Origin of the sequence: Serratia entomophila (assembly GCF_021462285.1) — a bacterium.
GTDB classification, from domain to species: Bacteria; Pseudomonadota; Gammaproteobacteria; order Enterobacterales; family Enterobacteriaceae; genus Serratia; species Serratia entomophila.
This window is the reverse complement of record NZ_CP082787.1, coordinates 2,711,544-2,730,896: the sequence shown is the minus strand read 5'-3', so window position 1 is coordinate 2,730,896 and position 19,353 is coordinate 2,711,544. Positions and strand designations below refer to the sequence as shown.

Annotated in this window: 22 protein-coding genes; 9 read left to right on the top strand and 13 right to left on the bottom strand. The window is 58.8% G+C overall.

Going from position 1 to position 19,353, the window contains the following annotated elements; translation table 11 throughout:
* The first annotated feature begins 10 nt into the window (after positions 1–10).
* Genes oppC through oppF form a run of 3 tightly spaced genes read left to right on the top strand, consistent with a single transcriptional unit; the run spans position 11 to position 2,945 of the window.
* Entirely contained in the window at positions 11–919 is a 909-nt protein-coding gene (gene oppC / locus KHA73_RS13315; RefSeq protein ID WP_234584804.1) for an oligopeptide ABC transporter permease OppC, read from the top strand.
* A gap of 11 nt (positions 920–930) precedes the next feature.
* Positions 931–1,947 carry an ABC transporter ATP-binding protein gene (oppD, locus tag KHA73_RS13310; protein ID WP_234584803.1) on the top strand — a complete coding sequence of 339 codons (1,017 nt, stop codon included), beginning with the start codon at positions 931–933 and terminating at the stop codon, positions 1,945–1,947.
* Entirely contained in the window at positions 1,944–2,945 is a 1,002-nt protein-coding gene (oppF, locus tag KHA73_RS13305) for a murein tripeptide/oligopeptide ABC transporter ATP binding protein OppF (RefSeq protein ID WP_234584802.1), read from the top strand. The genes oppD and oppF overlap by 4 nt, the downstream gene beginning before the upstream one ends.
* A gap of 69 nt (positions 2,946–3,014) precedes the next feature.
* On the opposite strand, the gene KHA73_RS13300 is transcribed toward oppF, so the two are convergent.
* Positions 3,015–3,338, bottom strand: coding sequence for an HI1450 family dsDNA-mimic protein (locus tag KHA73_RS13300; RefSeq protein WP_061794481.1), 324 nt, complete (start codon positions 3,336–3,338; stop codon positions 3,015–3,017).
* A 56-nt stretch (positions 3,339–3,394) separates the two neighbouring features.
* Positions 3,395–4,855: a cardiolipin synthase gene (cls, locus tag KHA73_RS13295; RefSeq protein ID WP_234584800.1), complete on the bottom strand. Its 1,461-nt coding sequence runs from the start codon at positions 4,853–4,855 to the stop codon at positions 3,395–3,397.
* Positions 4,856–5,097: 242 nt separating this feature from the next.
* Here cls and KHA73_RS13290 point away from each other — a divergent pair, with 242 nt between their 5' ends.
* Positions 5,098–5,274 carry a YciY family protein gene (locus KHA73_RS13290; protein ID WP_073970208.1) on the top strand — a complete coding sequence of 59 codons (177 nt, stop codon included), beginning with the start codon at positions 5,098–5,100 and terminating at the stop codon, positions 5,272–5,274.
* 46 nt (positions 5,275–5,320) lie between these two features.
* On the opposite strand, the gene KHA73_RS13285 is transcribed toward KHA73_RS13290, so the two are convergent.
* Together KHA73_RS13285 and KHA73_RS13280 are read right to left on the bottom strand one after the other, a co-directional pair.
* Positions 5,321–5,812, bottom strand: a complete 492-nt coding sequence (locus KHA73_RS13285) for a Dps family protein (protein WP_234584798.1) — start codon at positions 5,810–5,812, stop codon at positions 5,321–5,323.
* 198 nt (positions 5,813–6,010) lie between these two features.
* Positions 6,011–7,483: an MFS transporter gene (locus tag KHA73_RS13280; protein WP_234584796.1), complete on the bottom strand. Its 1,473-nt coding sequence runs from the start codon at positions 7,481–7,483 to the stop codon at positions 6,011–6,013.
* 123 nt (positions 7,484–7,606) lie between these two features.
* On the opposite strand from KHA73_RS13280, the gene KHA73_RS13275 reads away from it, so the two are divergent.
* Positions 7,607–8,164: a TetR/AcrR family transcriptional regulator gene (locus KHA73_RS13275; RefSeq protein ID WP_234584795.1), complete on the top strand. Its 558-nt coding sequence runs from the start codon at positions 7,607–7,609 to the stop codon at positions 8,162–8,164.
* Between the two features lie 129 nt (positions 8,165–8,293).
* Here the strand turns inward: KHA73_RS13275 and KHA73_RS13270 are convergent, their stop codons facing one another.
* Entirely contained in the window at positions 8,294–9,244 is a 951-nt protein-coding gene (locus KHA73_RS13270; protein ID WP_234584794.1) for an amidohydrolase family protein, read from the bottom strand.
* A gap of 158 nt (positions 9,245–9,402) precedes the next feature.
* Positions 9,403–9,699 (bottom strand): YciI family protein, encoded by a 297-nt coding sequence (locus KHA73_RS13265; protein WP_234584793.1) that lies wholly within the window; start codon positions 9,697–9,699, stop codon positions 9,403–9,405.
* A 178-nt stretch (positions 9,700–9,877) separates the two neighbouring features.
* Here KHA73_RS13265 and KHA73_RS13260 point away from each other — a divergent pair, with 178 nt between their 5' ends.
* Both KHA73_RS13260 and tonB read left to right on the top strand, forming a co-directional pair.
* Positions 9,878–10,531: an epoxyqueuosine reductase QueH gene (locus tag KHA73_RS13260; RefSeq protein ID WP_234584792.1), complete on the top strand. Its 654-nt coding sequence runs from the start codon at positions 9,878–9,880 to the stop codon at positions 10,529–10,531.
* Positions 10,532–10,767: 236 nt separating this feature from the next.
* Positions 10,768–11,511, top strand: a complete 744-nt coding sequence (gene tonB, locus KHA73_RS13255) for a TonB system transport protein TonB (protein ID WP_234584791.1) — start codon at positions 10,768–10,770, stop codon at positions 11,509–11,511.
* A gap of 63 nt (positions 11,512–11,574) precedes the next feature.
* Here the strand turns inward: tonB and yciA are convergent, their stop codons facing one another.
* Positions 11,575–12,003 (bottom strand): acyl-CoA thioester hydrolase YciA, encoded by a 429-nt coding sequence (yciA, locus tag KHA73_RS13250; protein WP_061795080.1) that lies wholly within the window; start codon positions 12,001–12,003, stop codon positions 11,575–11,577.
* A gap of 74 nt (positions 12,004–12,077) precedes the next feature.
* Positions 12,078–12,617 carry a septation protein A gene (locus KHA73_RS13245; protein WP_234584790.1) on the bottom strand — a complete coding sequence of 180 codons (540 nt, stop codon included), beginning with the start codon at positions 12,615–12,617 and terminating at the stop codon, positions 12,078–12,080.
* Positions 12,618–12,849: 232 nt separating this feature from the next.
* Here KHA73_RS13245 and KHA73_RS13240 point away from each other — a divergent pair, with 232 nt between their 5' ends.
* Positions 12,850–14,553, top strand: coding sequence for a SulP family inorganic anion transporter (locus tag KHA73_RS13240; protein WP_234584789.1), 1,704 nt, complete (start codon positions 12,850–12,852; stop codon positions 14,551–14,553).
* Between the two features lie 47 nt (positions 14,554–14,600).
* Here KHA73_RS13240 and KHA73_RS13235 read toward each other — a convergent pair whose 3' ends face one another.
* Positions 14,601–15,353: a YciC family protein gene (locus tag KHA73_RS13235; RefSeq protein WP_234584788.1), complete on the bottom strand. Its 753-nt coding sequence runs from the start codon at positions 15,351–15,353 to the stop codon at positions 14,601–14,603.
* A gap of 34 nt (positions 15,354–15,387) precedes the next feature.
* A complete protein-coding gene (locus tag KHA73_RS13230) occupies positions 15,388–15,831 on the bottom strand; it encodes a YkgJ family cysteine cluster protein (protein ID WP_234584787.1) in 444 nt (147 codons plus the stop codon).
* A 283-nt stretch (positions 15,832–16,114) separates the two neighbouring features.
* Between KHA73_RS13230 and ompW the strand changes: the two genes are divergently transcribed.
* Positions 16,115–16,747, top strand: a complete 633-nt coding sequence (gene ompW, locus KHA73_RS13225; RefSeq protein WP_234584786.1) for an outer membrane protein OmpW — start codon at positions 16,115–16,117, stop codon at positions 16,745–16,747.
* Between the two features lie 41 nt (positions 16,748–16,788).
* On the opposite strand, the gene KHA73_RS13220 is transcribed toward ompW, so the two are convergent.
* The 3 genes from KHA73_RS13220 to trpB all read right to left on the bottom strand — a co-directional run bounded on the left by KHA73_RS13220 (position 16,789) and on the right by trpB (position 19,318).
* Positions 16,789–17,103, bottom strand: a complete 315-nt coding sequence (locus KHA73_RS13220; protein WP_004945257.1) for a BON domain-containing protein — start codon at positions 17,101–17,103, stop codon at positions 16,789–16,791.
* A 215-nt stretch (positions 17,104–17,318) separates the two neighbouring features.
* The gene (trpA, locus tag KHA73_RS13215; protein WP_234584784.1) at positions 17,319–18,125 is read right to left on the bottom strand and encodes a tryptophan synthase subunit alpha; all 807 of its coding nucleotides are present in this window, start codon (positions 18,123–18,125) and stop codon (positions 17,319–17,321) included.
* Positions 18,125–19,318, bottom strand: a complete 1,194-nt coding sequence (gene trpB / locus KHA73_RS13210) for a tryptophan synthase subunit beta (protein WP_234591269.1) — start codon at positions 19,316–19,318, stop codon at positions 18,125–18,127. The genes trpA and trpB overlap by 1 nt, the downstream gene beginning before the upstream one ends.
* Positions 19,319–19,353: the final 35 nt, after the last annotated feature.

The following is a 19,353-nucleotide window of genomic DNA, read 5'->3' as shown; positions in this document are numbered from 1 at the left end:
GAGCACGCGAATGATGTTGACCAAAAAGAACAGCGAAGCTCTGGAACACTTCAGCGAAAAGCTGGAAGTGGAAGGGCGCAGCCTGTGGCAGGACGCGCGCCGGCGCTTTGTGCATAACCGCGCGGCGGTCAGCAGCCTGTTTGTGCTGGCGTTGATCACCCTGTTTGTGATTGCGGCGCCCTGGCTGTCGCAGTTCGCTTATGACGATACCGATTGGGCGATGATGTCGGCGGCGCCGAGCCTCGAATCCGCGCACTACTTCGGCACCGACTCCTCCGGCCGCGACCTGCTGGTGCGCGTGGCCATCGGCGGGCGCATCTCGCTGATGGTCGGCGTGGCGGCGGCGCTGGTGGCGGTGGTGGTCGGCACTCTGTACGGCGCAATGTCCGGCTACCTGGGCGGCAAAACGGACTCGGTGATGATGCGCCTGTTGGAGATCCTCAACTCCTTCCCGTTCATGTTCTTCGTGATCCTGCTGGTGACCTTCTTTGGCCAAAACATCCTGCTGATCTTTGTGGCGATAGGCATGGTGTCGTGGCTGGATATGGCGCGTATCGTGCGCGGGCAAACCCTGAGCCTCAAGCGCAAAGAGTTTATCGAAGCGGCGCTGGTGTGCGGCGTCTCCACGCGCAACATCGTGCTGCGGCATATCGTGCCGAACGTGCTGGGCGTGGTGGTGGTTTACGCCTCGTTGCTGGTGCCGAGCATGATCCTGTTCGAATCCTTCCTCAGCTTCCTGGGGCTGGGCACGCAGGAGCCGTTAAGCAGCTGGGGCGCATTGCTCAGCGACGGCGCCAACTCGATGGAAGTTTCACCGTGGTTGCTGCTGTTCCCGGCGGGTTTCCTGGTGGTCACTCTGTTCTGTTTCAACTTTATCGGCGATGGCCTGCGTGACGCCCTCGACCCGAAAGATCGTTAAGGAGTGCCATCATGAGCACCATTGAAAATCCGCAGTTGCAAAGCGGCGTCGGCGCTAAATCCCCGCTGCTGCTGGACGTGAAAGATCTGCGCGTGACTTTCGGCACCCCGGACGGCGACGTGACGGCGGTGAACGATCTGAATTTCGACCTGCGCGCCGGCGAAACGCTGGGCATCGTCGGCGAGTCCGGCTCCGGCAAATCCCAGACCGCTTTTGCGCTGATGGGGCTGCTGGCCAGCAACGGGCGCATCGGCGGTTCGGCCAGGTTTAACGGCCGCGAGATCCTCAACCTGCCGGAAAACCAGCTCAACAAGCTGCGGGCGGAGGAGATCTCGATGATCTTCCAGGACCCGATGACTTCGCTTAACCCCTATATGCGCGTCGGCGAACAGCTGATGGAAGTGCTGATGCTGCATAAAAAGATGAGCAAAAGCGAAGCCTTTGAAGAGTCTGTGCGCATGCTCGACGCGGTGAAAATGCCGGAGGCGCGCAAGCGCATGCGCATGTACCCGCACGAATTTTCCGGCGGCATGCGCCAGCGCGTGATGATCGCCATGGCGCTGCTGTGCCGGCCCAAGCTGCTGATCGCCGACGAACCGACCACCGCGCTGGACGTGACCGTGCAGGCGCAGATCATGACGCTGCTGAATGAGCTGAAGCGCGAGTTCAACACCGCCATTATCATGATCACCCACGATCTGGGCGTGGTCGCCGGCATCTGCAACAAGGTGCTGGTGATGTATGCCGGCCGCACCATGGAGTACGGCAGCGCGCGTGACGTGTTCTATCACCCGAGCCACCCGTACTCGATCGGCCTGCTGAACGCGGTGCCGCGCCTGGACGCCGAGGGCGAGGCGCTGATGACCATCCCCGGCAACCCGCCGAACCTGTTGCGCCTGCCGAAAGGCTGCCCGTTCCAGCCGCGTTGTCCGTACGCGATGGAACAATGCGCGAGCGCTCCGCCGTTGGAGCAGTTTGGTGAAGGGCGCCTGCGCGCCTGTTTTAAACCGGTGGAGGCGTTGGTATGACAGCGGTAACCGACAAGAAAGTGCTGCTCGAAGTGGCCGATCTGAAAGTGCACTTCGACATTCATGATGACAAACAGTGGTTCTGGCAGCCGCCGAAAACCCTGAAGGCGGTCGACGGCGTCACGCTGCGGCTGTTTGAGGGCGAAACGCTGGGAGTGGTTGGCGAATCCGGCTGCGGCAAGTCGACCTTCGCCCGCGCCATTATCGGCCTGGTGAAGGCCACCAGCGGCCGCGTGGCCTGGCTGGGCAAGGATCTGCTCGGCATGAACGACGCCGACTGGCGCAAAACCCGCAGCGACATTCAGATGATCTTCCAGGATCCGCTGGCCTCGCTGAACCCGCGCATGACCATCGGCGAAATCATCGCCGAGCCGCTGCGCACCTACTACCCGAAAATGCCGCGTCAGGAAGTGAAAGACAAGGTGAAGGCGATGATGCTGAAGGTCGGCCTGCTGCCGAACCTGATCAACCGCTACCCGCACGAGTTTTCCGGCGGGCAGTGCCAGCGCATCGGTATTGCCCGCGCGCTGATCCTCGAACCAAAGCTGGTGATCTGCGACGAGCCGGTCTCGGCGCTGGACGTCTCGATTCAGGCGCAGGTGGTCAACCTGCTGCAGCAGCTGCAGCGCGAAATGGGGCTGTCGCTGATCTTTATCGCCCACGATCTGGCGGTGGTGAAGCACATTTCCGATCGCGTGCTGGTGATGTATCTGGGCCATGCGGTGGAGCTGGGCACCTATGACGAGGTGTACCACAACCCGCAGCACCCCTACACCAAAGCGCTGATGTCGGCGGTGCCGATCCCGGATCCGGACAAGGAGAAGGACAAGCAGATCCAGCTGCTGGAAGGGGAGCTGCCTTCGCCGATCAACCCGCCGTCTGGCTGCGTGTTCCGTACCCGCTGCCCGATCGCCGGGCCGGAGTGCGCCAAAACGCGTCCGCTGCTGGAAGGCAGTTTCCGCCATGCGGTGTCGTGCCTGAAGGTCGATCCTTTATAGTTTAGGGTTGATGCCAACAAAAAGCCCCGCTGATCCAGCGGGGCTTTTTTTATCCGGCGGCGCAGAAACTCACTCTTTCCACAAGATATGGCACAGCTTGTGGTCTTTCTCGCGGCACAGCAACACGCGGGCGAACACGTCGTTGATCGGCTCGCCGTCGCTGTCCGCCAGCCCAATCACCACTTCGGCGAAGAAGTCCGGGTTCAGGTCGAAGTCCACGTGCTCCTGCCAGTCTTCGGCCGGGTCGTACAGCTCAGCGCCGCCGCGTTCCTCAAACTGCAGGTTGAACAGCAGAATATCCGCCGGATCCAGATTGTCGCCGGCTAACTCCAGAAAGATGTCGTAGGCCTGTTCCAGCGTTTCGTCTTCGGTAAGGCGGTTATTCAAATCCATAAAAAAATCCTGATAACAAATGATTTGGCGCTATTAAAGCACGCTCGTCACGGCTTTTACAGCAGCGGGCTGAAAAAGTAGAACAGGCGCTCGAGCAGGCGGTGCCAGAATGGCCGCTTCAGCCACTCTTTGGCGTTCAGCAGCGTTGAACGGGCGATGTAGTCTTCCTGCACGCAGGCCAGATCGCTGCCGAAACCGTCGTCGTCGATCACCAGCGTAATTTCGAAGTTCAGCCACAGGCTGCGCATGTCGAGGTTAACGGTGCCGACCAGGCTGAGCTGGCCGTCGACCAGCACGCTCTTGGTATGCAGCAGGCCGCCTTCAAACTGATAAATGTTAACCCCGGCCTCCAGCAACTCGGAGAAGAACGCCCGGCTGGCCCAGCGAACCATCGTCGAATCGTTGTCGCGCGGTACGATGATGCTGACCTCGACGCCGCGCAGGGCGGCGGTGCAGATGGCGTGCAGCAAATCGTCGCTCGGCACGAAATACGGCGTGGTCATGATCAACTGCTCACGCGCCGAATAGACGGCGGTCAGCAGCGCCTGGTGGATCATCTCTTCCGGGAAGCCGGGGCCGGACGCGATCACCTGAATGGTGTGACCGCTTTCCTGCTCGAACGGCATGATATTGACGTCCGGTGGCGGCGGCAGAATGCGTTTGCCGGTTTCAATCTCCCAGTCGCAGGCGTAAACGATGCCCATGGTGGTGGCGACCGGCCCCTCCATGCGCGCCATCAGATCAATCCACTGGCCGACGCCGGCGTCTTGTTTGAAGTAACGCGGGTCGACCATATTCATGCTGCCGGTGTAGGCGATATAGTTATCGATCAGCACCACTTTACGGTGCTGGCGCAGATCCATGCGGCGCAGGAACACGCGGAACAGGTTGACCTTCAGCGCCTCGACCACTTCGATGCCGGCGTTGCGCATCATGCCCGGATAGGGGCTGCGGAAAAACTGCAGGCTGCCGGCGGAGTCCAGCATCAGGCGGCAATGCACGCCGCGGCGGGCGGCGGCCATCAGTGATTCGGCCACCTGATCGACCAAACCGCCGGGTTGCCAGATGTAGAACACCATTTCGATGTTATGGCGCGCCAGTTCGATATCGCGGATCAGCGCCTTCAGCGTCTCGTCGGTGGTGGTGAGCAGCTGCAGCTGATTGCCTTTGACGCCGTCGATGCCCTGGCGGCGATCGCACAGCTGGAACAGCGGCCTGGCGACCTCGCTGTATTCGGTGGCGAAGATCCGGCGGCTCTCTTTCAGCTCGTTCAGCCAGCGGGCGGTAGAAGGCCACATCGCCTTGGCGCGTTCGGCGCGGCGTTTACCCAGGTGCAATTCGCCGAAAGATAAATAGGCGACGATGCCGAACAGCGGCAGAATATAGATAACCAGCAACCAGGCCATGGCCGAAGGCACCGTGCGGCGTTTCATCAGAATACGCAGCGTCACACCGGCGATAAGCAGCCAGTAACCGAACACCATGAGCCAACTGATTACAGTATAAAATGTTGTCATAAAGGCGAAAAATCCCGTTCGCAAACCACCAATGATGAGTGTACGCACAGTTCGTTAAAGGGGAAACCTTTTCTCGGCGCTTATGTTGCAGAAATATGATGAACTTAAGGCACTTGCTGAAAGTAAAAGGCCACTTTTTACCGCCGTTTCCCCGCTGCCGCCGCGGTGAACTGCGGCTTGGATCCTTGGCCGAAAGGGCTATAATGCCCGCGGTTGGCATTTGACGGACGAGTGACGCAATTATGAGACGCAGTAGAAACGAAGTGGGCCGTTGGCGGATGTTGCGGCAGAGCCAGCGCCGCAGGCACCGTTGGCTGGAGCGCCAGTCGTGCAGCAACCGGCATATCATCCGGGTGCGCCGCCGCCTGGACGATCAGCATCGGCGTTCGTTGCTGTTCGTGGTTTCCTGCGAATGGTGAGAGAAAAACAGTCCCTTGCGGGACTGTTTTTTCATAATGGCGGGGCTTATTTACCCAGATAGGCGTTCAGCATCCAGACCTGTTTTTCCTGTTCCTTGATGTAGTCGCTCATCAGTGAAGAGGTGCCTTCGTCGCCGGCCTCGGCTGCCAGCGCCAGCAGTTCGCGCTGTTGCTGCAGCAGCACGGAATAACCGCTCAATAAACCGCGCAACGTGCCTTTATCGTCGGTCACGTTGGTGTCCTCTTTGATATCGGCGGTCTTCAAATAGTCGCTGTAGGCATGCCGCGGCTGCGAACCGAGCGTCAGAATACGCTCCGCCAGTTCGTCCACCTTGGTCAGCAGGTCGTTATAGGTTTCTTCGAATTTAGCGTGCAGCTCAAAGAATTGCGGGCCGGTAATATTCCAGTGGTAGCCGCGCACGTTCATATACAGCACCTGATAATTCGCCAATAGCGCGTTCAGCGCTTCGGCCAGCTTTGCCGATTGCTTACTGTCGAGGCCGATATGGGTTTTTGTCGCTTTCTTCGCCGTTGCCATAATAATCTTCTCCTGATTATTTGTTCCGATTGTAGACAGACTCGTTTCCATAACAAACACAGTAACCAGATTTATCGCAGGGTTAAATGCGATTCAAAGCATCGTTGCCATCGCTGAAACCAATGGCGATAAATCCGTAAAGCAAATTGCCGAATCAGTTTACGCAGAATCGGTTAGCGGAAAAAGCCGCGCTTACGCTTATTTTCGCAAGGCCAGTTTTACCGCGCCGGCGCCCAGCGCCATTAATAACGCCGCGGCAGTCAGCACCGAAATAAACGCCCGATCGAAAGCCTGGCGCGCCAGCTGCGTTAATTGCTGCGCCTGTTCGGCCGCCAGACCGACGGCCAGCCGCAGCGCTTCGTCGATACTGTCGTAGGCCAGCTCGCCCGCGGCCAGATCGGCGGGCAGCGTCAGGCTATGGCTATAAACCGCCGTCATCAGACCGCCGAGCAGCGTGATGCCCAATACGCCGCCGAGCTCATAGGACACATCCTCAATCGACGCCGCCATACCGGATTTTTCTTCCGGCGCGCTCAGCATGATGGCGGTGGAGGCGGCAGTGATCGCGCCGCCCAGGCCAAAGCCGATGATAAACAGGCAGGCCAGCTGCAGCGCCATATCGCTTTGATACAGGGCGGCCAGCCCGGCGATGCCGAGCGCGGTTAGCGTAAAGCCGCCGAGAATGAGGCAGCGCTCGCCGTAACGCGGCAGCAGCAACCCGGCCAGAGGCGAGGCCAGCGCGGAGGCCAACGGGATCGGCAAAATAAACAGCGCCGCTTGCAGAGGGCTAAGGTTCAATACCAGCTGCAGGCGCTGGCTCAACACCAGCTCGACGCCAATCAGCGCCACCATCGACAACAGGGCGACCCCGACGCCGCCGGCAAACAGCGGGTTGCGAAACAGTGAGAAATCAATCATCGGGCTGTCGCAGCGCTGCTGGCGGCGCACAAACAGGCTGAGAAACAGCACGCCGGCCGTGGCCGCGATCGCCAATGCGGCCAACGAGGGGGCCGGCTTGCTCAGCTCTTTCAGGGCATAGATGCTGCCCACCAGGCCGATCATGATTTGCACGGAGCCGATGATGTCTGCGGGACGCGGGTTATTGCCGCCGCAGTGCGGAATGAGTCGCCAGGCCAGCGGCAACACCAGCATTACCACCGGGACGTTGATCAGGAATACCGATCCCCACCAGAAATACTCCAGCAGCACGCCGCCGACCACCGGGCCGATGGCCGCGCCGCCGGAGGCGACCGCCGCCCAGATGCCGATCGCCAGCGCACGTTCGCGTTCGTCGGCAAATACGTGGCGGACGATCGACAGGGTGGCCGGCATCATCATCGCCGCACCTACGGCAAGGAACACCCGTGCGGCGATCAGCCATTCGGCGCTGGGCGAGAAGGCCGCACACAGCGAAGCGGCGGCAAACACCGGCAGCCCGGCGATAAACAGCCGCTTGTGGCCGATGCGGTCACTCAGCATGCCGGCGCCGGGCAACAGGCCGGCGACCACCAGCGGATAGGCGTTGACGATCCAAAGTTTTTGCGAGGCGCCGGCGTCCAGCGCCTGCGTCAAACGAGGCAGAGCGGTGTATAACACCGTCATATCAATGACAATCAGAAACAGCGCGCTGGAAATCATTGCCAGGATCAGCCAGCGGTTATGGGCGTGCATAATTATATTCCACAAAAGTGGACGACGCGGTGGCGTCGCCATCGGTAACCCCCGTATATCAACGGGTGTTATACTGAACATAATATATATCCATACGTACGTATTGAAAAGAGGGGTTTCTCAATGGGGCGTCAACGCAGCATCGATCGCGACAAGGTTCTGGACGTGGCTGAAGAGATAGTCGCCACCCAGGGGGCGGCCGGCTTGACCATTGACTCGGTCGCCAAGGCGATGGGCATCTCCAAAGGGGGAGTGCAATATTGCTTCGGCAGCAAAGACGCGCTGATCGACGCGATGTTCGACCGCTGGGGCAAGGCTTACGACCGGGTCTTCGACGCTATCGCCGGGGAAAATCCGTCGCCCGTGACCGGCGTAAAGGCGCATATGCAGGCGACCTGCAGCTCGGACCAAACCTCGAGCGCCAAAGCCGCGGGGCTGATGGCCACGCTGATTCAGACCCCGGAACACCTGGACAGTACCCGCGAATGGTATCGCAGCCGCATTGCCGGCCTGGATTTGGCTAGCGATCGGGGTAAGCGGGCGCGTCTGGCCTTCCTGGCGACCGAAGGGGCGTTTATGCTGCGCTTCTTCGGCCTGATGGAGATTGACCAACAAGAGTGGGAGTCGATGTTTGCCGATATGCAGGCGTTGATACTGGGCGGCGAGGACCGCGAGCAGTAAAAAGCGCGGCGGTGAGACATTGCCTATCGTATTTATAGATGGCGGGCCGAAAGCAGAAGGAATATGTTTATGCGACAAGATATTCCCTCGAAGAACCCTTTGGCCAGCGACTCCGCGCTGGCCTTTTTTTTATCTGTCCGCCAGGCCAAACAGTTCGGCCGCGTTGCGGTCCAGGATCGCGGCAATCTGTTGCTCCGGCAGGCCGGAGCGGCGGATATAGTCCACCGTGGTGTGGAATAGCGCTCCCGGCTGGAAAGGGAAGTCGGTGCCGAACAGCAAACGCTCAGCGCCAAAGGTCGCCACCGCCGCCTGCAAGGCGGGAACATGGTCATGCCCCACGGTGTCGTACCACATGCGCCGTGCGGCGCGGCTCGGTTTCTCCGGCGTGCCCGGCGCCTCCCACGCCACGGTTTGATCGATTCTTTCCAGCGCCATCGGCAGCAGCCCCCCGAGGTGCGGCACGATGACCTTCATGCCGGGGAAACGCTGAGGAATGCCGTTAAGAATAAAATGCATTGCCGCGACGCTATCCTCGACAGGGGCGCCGATCGACCAGGTCAACTGATAATCTGTAATCAGCGGGGAAAGCGCGCCGCGCCCGGCGGGATGAATGGCCAACACGCTGTGGCGGCGATCGAGTTCCTGGTACAGCGGTTCGAAAAGCGGGTTGGCGATGGACAGCCCGAGCACCGAAGTGGTGATGCAGGCGCCCAGCATGCCGAGCTGCGAGAGGGTTCTGTCCAGCTCGCGCAAAGAGGCGTCGATATGCGGCAGCGGCAGTGAGGCGATCGCGCGGAAGCGATCGGGGTATAGCTGCACCAGTTCCGCGTATTCGTCATTGACCCTGCGAGCCGCGTCAACCGCCGTTTTTTCATCCTCGAAATGCGGCGACAGCGGCGTTGCCGATAAAACCTGCATGTCGATATGTGCGGCGTCCAGCAGCGCGAAACGCGCGCTAAGCTCGCTCTCGGTGCGGCCGGCGCCCAGTTGCCGGTACTCGGCGACTTCCCGTACGCCGAACGATTGCAAAAGATCCAGATACTCGGTGCTCCACAGATGAGCATGTATGTCCAGCCGCATGGGTATTCTCCCGGTTGTCGAAAAATGACTCTTTGACAATAGAGGCGCGGCGGATTTTATGCCCTGCGGCTGGGCATTTTTTGAACCGAATTGGCGGGGGACAGCACGTTCCGAACCGGCCGGTCAGGGAACGCGCTTGGTTAATGCGGCCAGGCGGCTCAGAACACTTGCTTGAACGGCTTCACCGTCACGTCGGCATAAACGCCGGCGGCGACGTAAGGATCCTGTTCGGCCCAGGCCTTGGCTTCCTCCAGCGACGCGAACTCCGCAATCACCGTCGAGCCGGTGAAACCGGCGGCGCCCGGATCGTTGCTGTCGATAGCCGGGTTAGGGCCCGCCACCAGTAAACGGCCGGCGTCACGCAGCGCCTGCAGGCGCGCCAAATGGGCCGGGCGTACCGACAGGCGATTGTCCAACGAGTTGGGAACGTCTTGCGCGTAGATCAGATAAAGCATGTTTCACCTTTAAAATCATTGCCATAAAACGGTGAAATCAAAGTAGCGCAAAAGGCGCGGCAAGGGAACGCCCAAGGGTGAAATTCCGTTGGTGCTGGCGCTTATGCCTTGAAGCCGCTAGTTTTTATTCGTATAGTGCGCCGCGCGGTTAACTAAGTCATGTGCGAGAGGTGAGAGAATGGCGGAACTGATTAGGGAAAAACTCGAACTGCCCGAAGGGAAAAGCAAGCTGCTGCTGCATTCTTGCTGCGCCCCCTGTTCCGGTGAGGTGATGGAAGCCATTCAGGCGTCCGGCATCGAGTACGCCATTTTCTTCTATAACCCGAATATCCACCCGCAAAAGGAATACTTGCTGCGTAAGGAGGAGAATATCCGCTTTGCCGAGCAGCATGGGGTGCCGATCATTGACGCCGATTACGATACCGACAACTGGTTCGCCCGCGCCAAGGGCATGGAAAACGAGCCGGAGCGCGGCATTCGCTGCACCATGTGTTTTGACATGCGCTTTGAACGCACCGCGCTGTATGCGCACGAGCACGGCTACGACGCCATTTCCAGCTCACTGGGCATTTCACGCTGGAAGAACATGCAGCAGATCACCGACTGCGGTGTCCGCGCGGCGGAAAAGTACCCCGAGCTGGTGTATTGGGATTACAACTGGCGCAAGAAGGGCGGCGCGTCGCGCATGATAGAGATCAGCAAGCGGGAACGCTTTTATCAGCAAGAGTATTGCGGCTGCGTTTATTCGCTGCGCGATACCAACTTGCACCGCAAGGCGCAGGGGCGCCAGCTGATCAAGCTGGGCGTGCTGTACTATGGCGACGAAGAATAACCCGCAATGACGATAACTACCCGCTACGGCGGGTTTTTTTGTTTTTAACGTCGGTAAAACAGGTTAACAAAGCGTATAAATCGCGCAGTGAAAAGGCAACGCAAAGGTTAATATCCTTATGAGTTTGCTGGTTTTAACCGCGAATACCGACGATTAAAGCGATAGTTTGCCATTCGTTATTGAATATGATTGCTATTTGCATTTAAACTTGGCGAACCAGAGGAAACAGAATCATTATGCCGCTAAAAAAGATGTTCCTTAATCGCCGTTTGTCAGTGCCGATTGTCCTGTCCGTTGGCTTACATAGCGCCCTGGTGGTGGGCTTGCTTTATGCTTCCGTCAAGGAAGTGATGGAGTTGCCCAAGCCGGAGGACGCGCCGATCAGCGTCATGATGGTCAATACCGCCACTATGGCGGAGCCGCCACCGCCCGCACCGGCCGAACCCGAGCCGCCGCAGGTAGAGCCTGAACCCGAGCCGGAGCCGGAACCTATACCGGAGCCGCCGCCGAAGGCGATCTTAAAGCCGGAGCCGGTAAAACCCAAGCCTAAGCCGAAACCCAAGCCGAAGGTGGAAAAACAGGTTAAACCGCAGCCGAAGAAAGTGGAGCCGCGCGAGCCTTCGCCGTTTGAAAACAACGCACCGGCCAAGCCTGTCGACAACGCGCCGGTGAAACAGGCGCCGTCTGCGCCAGTGCAGGGCAATTCACGCGATGCGGCGCCTAAGGCGTTGGTGCAATCCAAGCCGATGTATCCGCCGCGCGCGCTGGCATTGCAGATTGAAGGCAATGTGCGGGTGCAGTTTGACATCGACAGCGACGGCCGCGTGAGCAACGTGCGCATTCTGTCCGCCGAACCGCGCAATATGTTCGAACGCGAAGTGAAGCAGGCGATGCGCAAATGGCGGTATGAAGCCAAAGAGGCGAAAGATCGCACCGTCACTATCCGCTTCAAGCTGGATGGCACCTCCGAAGTCAACTGACCGGTGGCTGCGCCAATAAAAAAGGGTCGCCGCGGCGACCCTTTTTGCTGTTTGCAACCCGGCTTATTCTTCGAAGCCGACGCGGAAATTCATCTTGCCGTCGGGCAGGGCGCGCGAGTTGCCTTCGTCATCCACCGCCACATAGGTAAACACCGCTTCGGTGGCGCGGTAGCGCTGGCCAATCGGCGCGGAAGAGACTTTCTTGACCCACACCTCGATGTTGATGGTGATCGAGCTGCGTCCGGTGCGAATGCAGTTCGCATAGCAGCAGACAACGTCACCCACCGCCACCGGTTTCAGAAAGGTCATGCCGTCGACGCGTACTGTCACCACGCGCCCTTCGGCGATCTCCTTGGCCTGAATAGCGCCGCCGATATCCATTTGCGACATGAGCCAGCCGCCAAAAATATCACCGTTGGCGTTGGTATCTGCCGGCATCGCCAGCGTGCGCAGCACCAGTTCGCCGCTGGGTAAAGGTCGTTGTTGTGTCATAGCTGTCTGCTTATTGAGAAGGGATAACATCATACTGCCTGCGGCAAGCGCCGCAGGCATTAACAATTATGTAACTATTTTTTCTGTTCTTCCGGCATGTGCCGATAAATATAGATGCCGCTAATCAGGGTGAACACCAGCGTCAGCACCGTCAGGCCGAATACTTTGAAGTTAACCCACACGCTTTGCGGCAGCCAGAAGGCGACGTAGATGTTCGCCAGGCCGCAGGCCAGGAAGAACATCGCCCAGGCGAGGTTGAGGTTGCTCCACACTTTGTCCGGCAGCGTCAGCTCTTTGCCCAGCATGCGCTGCACCAGCGGTTTTTTGAGCACCAGTTGGCTGATCAGCAATGCCAGCGCGAACAGCGCGTAGATTACCGTCACTTTCCATTTGATAAATAAATCGTTATGGAACACCAGCGTCAGGGTGCCGAACACCAGCACCATCAGGAAGGTGATCAGCGTCATCTTCTCTACCTTGCGGTATTTCACCCAGGTAAACACCAGCGCCAACGCGGTGGCGACGATCAGCGCGCCGGAAGCCACGTAGATATCGTACAGCTTATAAAAAGCAAAAAAGACAATTAGCGGGAGGAAATCAAGAAACTGCTTCATAAATCAATCCATCATCTGTTCATCGGCCGACTATACCGGATTCGGCGAGCTCTGTGTACCGCCGGGAGCCGCTGATTATCGGCGTTTGGCCGGCGGATTTCTGCCGCGAAAGCAGGAATTTGCATAAACTTACGATTGAGATCGCGAGTTCGCTGCGGGCGGATTGCCAGTGCGATCGCGACACCGCATAGTAAGCGTAATAATAGCCGCATAATTTACCACGGAAAATAGCATGCAGTGGAAATCTCTCCAGGCCCTGACGCCTGGTTTGACGCATTTGTTAGGGTATCAGCGCAGCTGGCTTAAGCCGGATATTCGCGCCGGGCTGTCGGTGGCGGCGGTCGCTTTGCCGGTGGCTATCGCCTACGCGGAGCTGGCCGGGGTTAGCCCGGTGGTGGGACTTTATTCTTGTATTTTACCGATGGTGGCCTATGCGTTTTTCGGATCTTCGCGCCAGCTGATTGTCGGGCCGGATGCCGCGACCTGCGCGGTGATCGCCGCGGTGGTGACGCCGCTGGCGGCGGGCAATATGGAACGGCATTGGCAATTGACCATCATGATGACGGCGATGATGGGCGGCTGGTGCCTGTTGGCCAGCCGCTTCAAGCTGGGCGCCCTGGCGGATCTGCTTTCACGGCCGATCCTCAGCGGGCTGCTGAACGGTGTCGCGATCACTATTATCGTCGATCAGATTGGCAAGGTTCTGGGGTTTACGGCGCGGCCGGCGCAGCTGATCGAACGCATCTACGCGCTGCCCGGCAACCTGCTGCACAGCGACTGGCTGACTATGGCGGTGTCTTTGCTGACCTTAATCACGCTGATCGGGTTTAAAAAATGGCGCCCCAACTGGCCGGCGCCGCTGTTCGCCATCGTGCTGGCGGCCTTCGCCACCTGGGCGGGCGGGTTGCAACAGCATGGGGTAGTGACGGTAGGCGGCTTCGGCGGCATGTTGCCCATCGTTCAATGGCCGGACTTCCAGCCGGGCCTGCTGCGCGACATGGTGATCCCGGCGCTTAACCTGGCGGTGGTGAGCTTTGTCAGCATGATGCTGACCGCCCGCAGCTTCGCCGCCAGGAACGGCTATGAGGTGAACGCCGACGCCGAGTTCCGCGCGTTGGGGTTGGTGAATATCGTCTCGGCGCTGTCGCAGGGGTTCGCGATCAGCGGGGCGGATTCGCGCACCGCGGTCAATGACGCCAACGGCGGCAAGAGCCAGTTGGTGTCGATTATTGCGGCGGCGGCGATCGCTTTTGTATTGTTGTTCCTGATGGCGCCACTGCAGTTTATTCCGGTGGCGGGGTTGGGCGTGGTGTTGATGTATGCGGCCTGGTCACTGCTGGACTTTCGCGGCATTTGGATCCTGCGCCGCCGCAACGTCCAGGCTTTTCGCCTGGCGATGTTCACCTTCCTGAGCGTGCTGCTGGTGGGGGTTATCAGCGGCATCGGGCTGGCGGTATTGCTGGGGTTGATGCAGTTTCTGCGCACGGTGTTCCGCCCGACGGAACAGCTGCTGGGGGTGAACGAAGAGGGAATGATCCATTCAATGGGCAACAATAACGGCATCACGCCGGTGCCCGGGGTGATGATGTACCGCTTTAACTCGCCGTTGACCTACTTCAACGTGGCCTATTTCAAACGGCGTATCCTCAATCTGGTGGACAGCACGCCGTTCCAGCCGCGCTGGGTGGTGGTGGATGCTGTCGCCAGCTTTACCCATGCGGATATCAGCGTGCTGGCGGCAATCGATGAATTGAAACGCGACCTGTTACAGCGTAACGTCAAGCTGGTGTTGGCGGGGCGGCGTACCGAGCTGACGCGCTGGTTTCGCATCAATCGGTTGGGGCGCGACAAGGATTTGATTCTGGTACCGGATCTGTATCTGGCGCTGAAGCTGATCCAAAGCAAGGAGCACGCGGAAGCGCCCGCAGCGCCATAAGCAAAAGGGCACGCCTGAGCGTGCCCTTTGTGGTTATCCGCGAGGGATCAGCTGCGCAGCAGCATGTACAGGCGGAACAGGTAAATCAGCAGCAGAGCGGAAACCAGGTTGCTCAACGCGGTCAGCACCACGCTGGCGACGTTTGGCGTCAGCACCGACAGGTGGCTTACCATAAACAGCACCAGCAGCTTGGCGGCCAGCCACAGCATCATCGCTGGCACGATCACGCGCGCGTTGGCGAAGGCCAGTTTGCAGCTCAGTTTGATCGAAGCAAACACGCCTTTTTTGTCGGCGCTGGTGATCACCGGCGCCAGAGAGAAGGCAATGGCCATAATCACGCCGGGCACCACGAACAGCGTCAGGCCCAGTTGGATCAGCAAGGTGCAGATAAACAGCAGCAGCAGCAGGCGCGGCAGCTCCGGCGCAGAGAGGCCGATAGCGCGCAGCGCGCTGGTGCGCTGCCCCTGAGACACCAGGCTAATCAGCGTCAACATCCCGCCAACCAACAGCACATTGCCCACCAACGCAGAGAGCGTCGCGGCAGCCGATACCTTTAGCAACACCATCTGTTGTTCCGGCGTCATTTGCTGAATGATTTCCTGAATCCCCATACCGGCGGATGCAGCAAAGTCACCTTCCGTTGCGGTCAGGATCTTCAATTGCTCGGCGTCAGGGCTGAAAGCCTGGTTGAGCAGCACCGAAATGAACGCGGTCAACAGCGCCAACATCAGGATGCTGGCCAGTTGGTTACGGAAAAAATTAAAACTGTCACGGTACAACGTGTTGGCCGTGATAGGCATGCAGACTCCTTGGCGTCGAGAAAACAGAGTTAAATCAGTGGGCGATTGTACCCTGTTCTGCGCCGCTGTGGCACCCCGCGCGTTGCACTACGTCTATTTCTTCGACGACGATTGCGCTGTCCGGCAGCGATAACGGCAGCGGCACCGGTAATGGCGGCAGCCCGTAGCGCTCGCGGGCGCGATCGCAGGCTTCGTTGCGCAGCCCGTTTTCACCTGACTGATCGAACTCGCGGCAGGGGCTGGGGCGGTTGAGGTAGATGGAACAGGAAACGGCCTTGCCGATTTCGCCTTCCAGTGCGGTACAGCGCGGGGACTTGCTGTTGGTCCCCTGCATGCAGCGCAGGAACGGGGTCAGGGGTTCGGTAAGGGATAAAGGCACCACGCCGCCGCCATCTTCCGCTTCGGCCCAATAGAATGACACTCGAAAATAACCGCAGCATGCGCCGCAGCTGACACAGGGATTAAGAATTTCGCTCATCTTGATTGCCCGCCGACTCCTTACGGCACCAACCAAAACCAACACGGAAGATGAAATTACTCAGCGGCCATTTTTTTAGCAACTGAAATTTGAACATATAGATAATTTGCAACAAAAGTGATTTTTTGATTCAGATCAATCCTTGATTTATTAAGCGGTTAAGTAACCTTGTTTTTGGTGGGATTTTAAATTTTTACACATAAGATGTGATCGCGATGGGATCATAAATACCCGTAAGTAGGTATATTCCCCAAGAGTTTAAACCACACAAATGGAATGGATAATGAAAAAGACAACTCTGGTGGTATTGGCGGCGATGATGGCCCCTATGTTGGCAAGTGCACATCAGGCAGGTGATTTCCTGTTCCGCGCCGGGACTGCGACGGTGCGCCCGAATGCGGGTTCAGATAACGTGCTGGGCCTGGGATCGCTGGATGCCAAAAACAACACCCAGCTCGGTCTGACCTTCGGCTATATGGTGACCGACAACATTGGCGTTGAGCTGCTGGCGGCTACGCCATTCCGCCACAAGGTGACGCTGGGCGGCACCGATCTGGCGACCGTGCACCAGCTGCCGCCGACGCTGATGGCGCAGTATTACTTTGGCGACAAACAGGACAAGCTGCGCCCTTATCTGGGCGTGGGCGTTAACTACACCACGTTCTTCGACGAAAAATTCAACGACTACGGCAAGAGCGCCGGTTTGAGCAATCTGGATTTGAAAGATTCCTGGGGCGTAGCGGCGCAGGCCGGTTTGGATTACAACCTGGATGAACACTGGATGCTGAACATGTCGGTGTGGTGGATGAACATCGAAACCAAAACCCGTTTCGACGACGCCAACGGCGGCCATCACAGCTTCGATACGCGTTTGGATCCTTGGGTATTTATGTTCGGGGCGGGTTATCGTTTCTGATGCTGCCTGGAGCAGGGAGGCATTGCGCCTCCCTGTGATCGTTATTTCAACTGCATGACGTTCTCAACAGATTTCACGCCCGCGACGCCACGGGTGGTTTGCACCGCGCGATTAGCATCTTCGCTGGAAGTGACGAAGCCGCTCAGCTGCACGCGCCCTTTAAAGGTTTCTACGCTGATCTCTCTCGATTTGATGTTTTTATCCGCCAGCAGCGCTGATTTCACCTTGGTGGTAATCACCGTATCGTCAATATAACCGCCAGTCCCCTCGGATTTCGCCGTCGGCGCGCAGGCGCTCACCGCAAATGCCACCACGGCTGCCATGCACAAGGCCGAAAGGGTTTTAAATAGCTTCATAAATTACTCTCCATGCAATGTTATTGTCGAAACTACATTCGGGTTTTCATCTGAAAACGTAGCGCATTCCCCAAAAGAAAGAAATGCATAGCGAACAAAGCTAATTGTGAGACAAGAAGCGGGTTTGTTCAAATTTTAGATGTAAAAAAATGGCACAACCCTGAGAGGAAACAAGATGTTATCGGCGGGCGCCATCGGCGGCGCCCGCTGTAGCATCAGCCGCGGGTAGCGGCCTTCATGCTGCTGACAAAGCTGGCCAGCTTGGCCAGCATCTCGCTCGGATTCGCTTGATTCTGCTCGATAATCTTGACGATCGCCGAACCGGAAATCGCCCCGGCGGCGCCGGCCTGCAGCGCGTCCTTCACCTGGCCGGGATCGGAAATGCCGAAGCCCTGCAGCGGTGGCGCGGCGTGATATTCGCGCAGTTTGTTCACCAGGTGGTGCAGCGGCAGCTGGGCGCGGCTTTCGGTGCCGGTCACGCCGGCGCGCGACAGCAGATAGGTATAGCCACGGCCGTGCGAGGAGATCTCGCGCAGCAGCTCGTCATCGGCGTTGGGCGGGCAGATGAAGATTGGCGCGATGCCGTGCCGCGTTGCCGCGGCGCGGAACGGCGCGGACTCCTCAAACGGCACGTCGGCGATCAGCACCGAGTCCACGCCCACGTCGGCGCAGCGCTGGTAAAACGCGTCTATGCCTTTATGGAACACCAGGTTGGCGTACATCAGCAGCCCGATTGGAATGGTCGGGTGCTTCTGGCGGATTGCCGCCAGCATCTCGAAGCACTGGGTCGGCGTCACGCCGGAGGCGAACGCACGCAGCGCCGCGCTCTGAATGGTCGGGCCGTCGGCCAGCGGATCGGAAAAGGGGATGCCCAATTCCAGCGCATCGGCGCCGGCTTCCACCAGGGTATCGATAATCTGCAGCGACAGCGCCGGGTTAGGATCGCCCAACGTCACGAACGGGACGAACGCGCCTTCCTTGTTGCTTTCCAGGCGTTTGAACAGTTGCTGATAACGTTCCATCAGATTTCTCCCCGTGCTTTCAGAATGTCGTGAACGGTAAATATGTCTTTGTCGCCGCGGCCAGACAGGTTAACTACCAGGATCTGCTCTTTCTGCGGCGTTTCACGGATCATTTTCAACGCGTGGGCCAGGGCGTGGGAAGATTCCAGCGCCGGGATGATGCCTTCGCTGCGCGACAGCGCCTTGAAGGCGTCCAGCGCTTCGTCATCGGTAATAGACACGTATTCCGCGCGGCCGATGCTGTTCAGATAGGCATGCTGCGGCCCGACGGACGGGAAGTCCAGACCGGCGGAGATCGAATAGGATTCTTCGATCTGGCCTTCGGCGGTCTGCATCATCGGCGCCTTCATGCCGAAGTAAATGCCGACGTGCCCGTGTTTGAGCGGCGCGCCGTGCTGGCCGGTCTCAATGCCCAGCCCGGCAGGCTCTACGCCGATCAGGCCGACGCCGGCGTCATCGATAAAGTCGGCGAACATGCCGATGGCATTGGAGCCGCCGCCGACGCAAGCCAGCACCGCGTCAGGTAAACGGCCTTCGCGCTCCAGCATCTGCGCCTTGGTTTCTTCGCCGATCATGCGTTGGAATTCGCGCACTATGGTCGGGTACGGGTGTGGGCCAGCCGCGGTGCCGAGCATGTAGTGGGCTTTTTCATAGCTGCCGGACCAGTCGCGCAGCGCCTCGTTGCAGGCGTCTTTCAGGGTGGAGGAGCCGCTGTGCACCGGGATCACTTCCGCACCCATCAGGCGCATGCGGAACACGTTCGGCGACTGGCGTTCGATGTCCTTGGCGCCCATATAGATGCGGCATTTCAAGCCCAGCAGCGCACAGGCCAAAGCGGAGGCCACGCCGTGTTGGCCGGCGCCGGTTTCCGCGATGATCTCGGTTTTGCCCATGCGCTTGGCGAGCAGCGCCTGGCCCAGCACCTGGTTGGTTTTGTGCGCGCCGCCGTGCAGCAAATCTTCGCGCTTCAGATAAAGCTTGGTCTTGGTGCCGGCGGTGAGGTTTTTGCACAGCGTCAGCGCCGTCGGGCGGCCCGCGTAGTTTTTCAGCAGGTCGATAAATTCAGCCTGAAATTCAGGGTCGCGCTGGGCGCTGACGAAGGCTTCTTCCAGCTGTTTCAGGGCCGGCATCAGAATTTGCGGTACGTATTGACCACCAAATTCGCCGAAGTAGGGGTTAAGCAGCGTCATTATAGTTCCCGTTATTATCCATTAATGTATACCGATTA

Bases quoted from the DNA above. Each gene is read 5' to 3' on its own strand.
- KHA73_RS13300 (WP_061794481.1), bottom strand. From the start codon at position 3,338: ATGGATTTGAATAACCGCCTTACCGAAGACGAAACGCTGGAACAGGCC.
- oppC (WP_234584804.1), top strand. From the start codon at position 11: ATGATGTTGACCAAAAAGAACAGCGAAGCTCTGGAACACTTCAGCGAA.
- KHA73_RS13285 (WP_234584798.1), bottom strand. From the start codon at position 5,812: ATGGCAACGGCGAAGAAAGCGACAAAAACCCATATCGGCCTCGACAGT.
- oppD (WP_234584803.1), top strand. From the start codon at position 931: ATGAGCACCATTGAAAATCCGCAGTTGCAAAGCGGCGTCGGCGCTAAA.
- yciA (WP_061795080.1), bottom strand. From the start codon at position 12,003: ATGACACAACAACGACCTTTACCCAGCGGCGAACTGGTGCTGCGCACG.
- KHA73_RS13245 (WP_234584790.1), bottom strand. From the start codon at position 12,617: ATGAAGCAGTTTCTTGATTTCCTCCCGCTAATTGTCTTTTTTGCTTTT.
- KHA73_RS13280 (WP_234584796.1), bottom strand. From the start codon at position 7,483: ATGCACGCCCATAACCGCTGGCTGATCCTGGCAATGATTTCCAGCGCG.
- cls (WP_234584800.1), bottom strand. From the start codon at position 4,855: ATGACAACATTTTATACTGTAATCAGTTGGCTCATGGTGTTCGGTTAC.
- KHA73_RS13270 (WP_234584794.1), bottom strand. From the start codon at position 9,244: ATGCGGCTGGACATACATGCTCATCTGTGGAGCACCGAGTATCTGGAT.
- KHA73_RS13240 (WP_234584789.1), top strand. From the start codon at position 12,850: ATGCAGTGGAAATCTCTCCAGGCCCTGACGCCTGGTTTGACGCATTTG.
- oppF (WP_234584802.1), top strand. From the start codon at position 1,944: ATGACAGCGGTAACCGACAAGAAAGTGCTGCTCGAAGTGGCCGATCTG.
- KHA73_RS13230 (WP_234584787.1), bottom strand. From the start codon at position 15,831: ATGAGCGAAATTCTTAATCCCTGTGTCAGCTGCGGCGCATGCTGCGGT.
- tonB (WP_234584791.1), top strand. From the start codon at position 10,768: ATGCCGCTAAAAAAGATGTTCCTTAATCGCCGTTTGTCAGTGCCGATT.
- KHA73_RS13275 (WP_234584795.1), top strand. From the start codon at position 7,607: ATGGGGCGTCAACGCAGCATCGATCGCGACAAGGTTCTGGACGTGGCT.
- ompW (WP_234584786.1), top strand. From the start codon at position 16,115: ATGAAAAAGACAACTCTGGTGGTATTGGCGGCGATGATGGCCCCTATG.
- KHA73_RS13265 (WP_234584793.1), bottom strand. From the start codon at position 9,699: ATGCTTTATCTGATCTACGCGCAAGACGTTCCCAACTCGTTGGACAAT.
- KHA73_RS13235 (WP_234584788.1), bottom strand. From the start codon at position 15,353: ATGCCTATCACGGCCAACACGTTGTACCGTGACAGTTTTAATTTTTTC.
- KHA73_RS13220 (WP_004945257.1), bottom strand. From the start codon at position 17,103: ATGAAGCTATTTAAAACCCTTTCGGCCTTGTGCATGGCAGCCGTGGTG.
- trpA (WP_234584784.1), bottom strand. From the start codon at position 18,125: ATGGAACGTTATCAGCAACTGTTCAAACGCCTGGAAAGCAACAAGGAA.
- KHA73_RS13260 (WP_234584792.1), top strand. From the start codon at position 9,878: ATGGCGGAACTGATTAGGGAAAAACTCGAACTGCCCGAAGGGAAAAGC.
- KHA73_RS13290 (WP_073970208.1), top strand. From the start codon at position 5,098: ATGAGACGCAGTAGAAACGAAGTGGGCCGTTGGCGGATGTTGCGGCAG.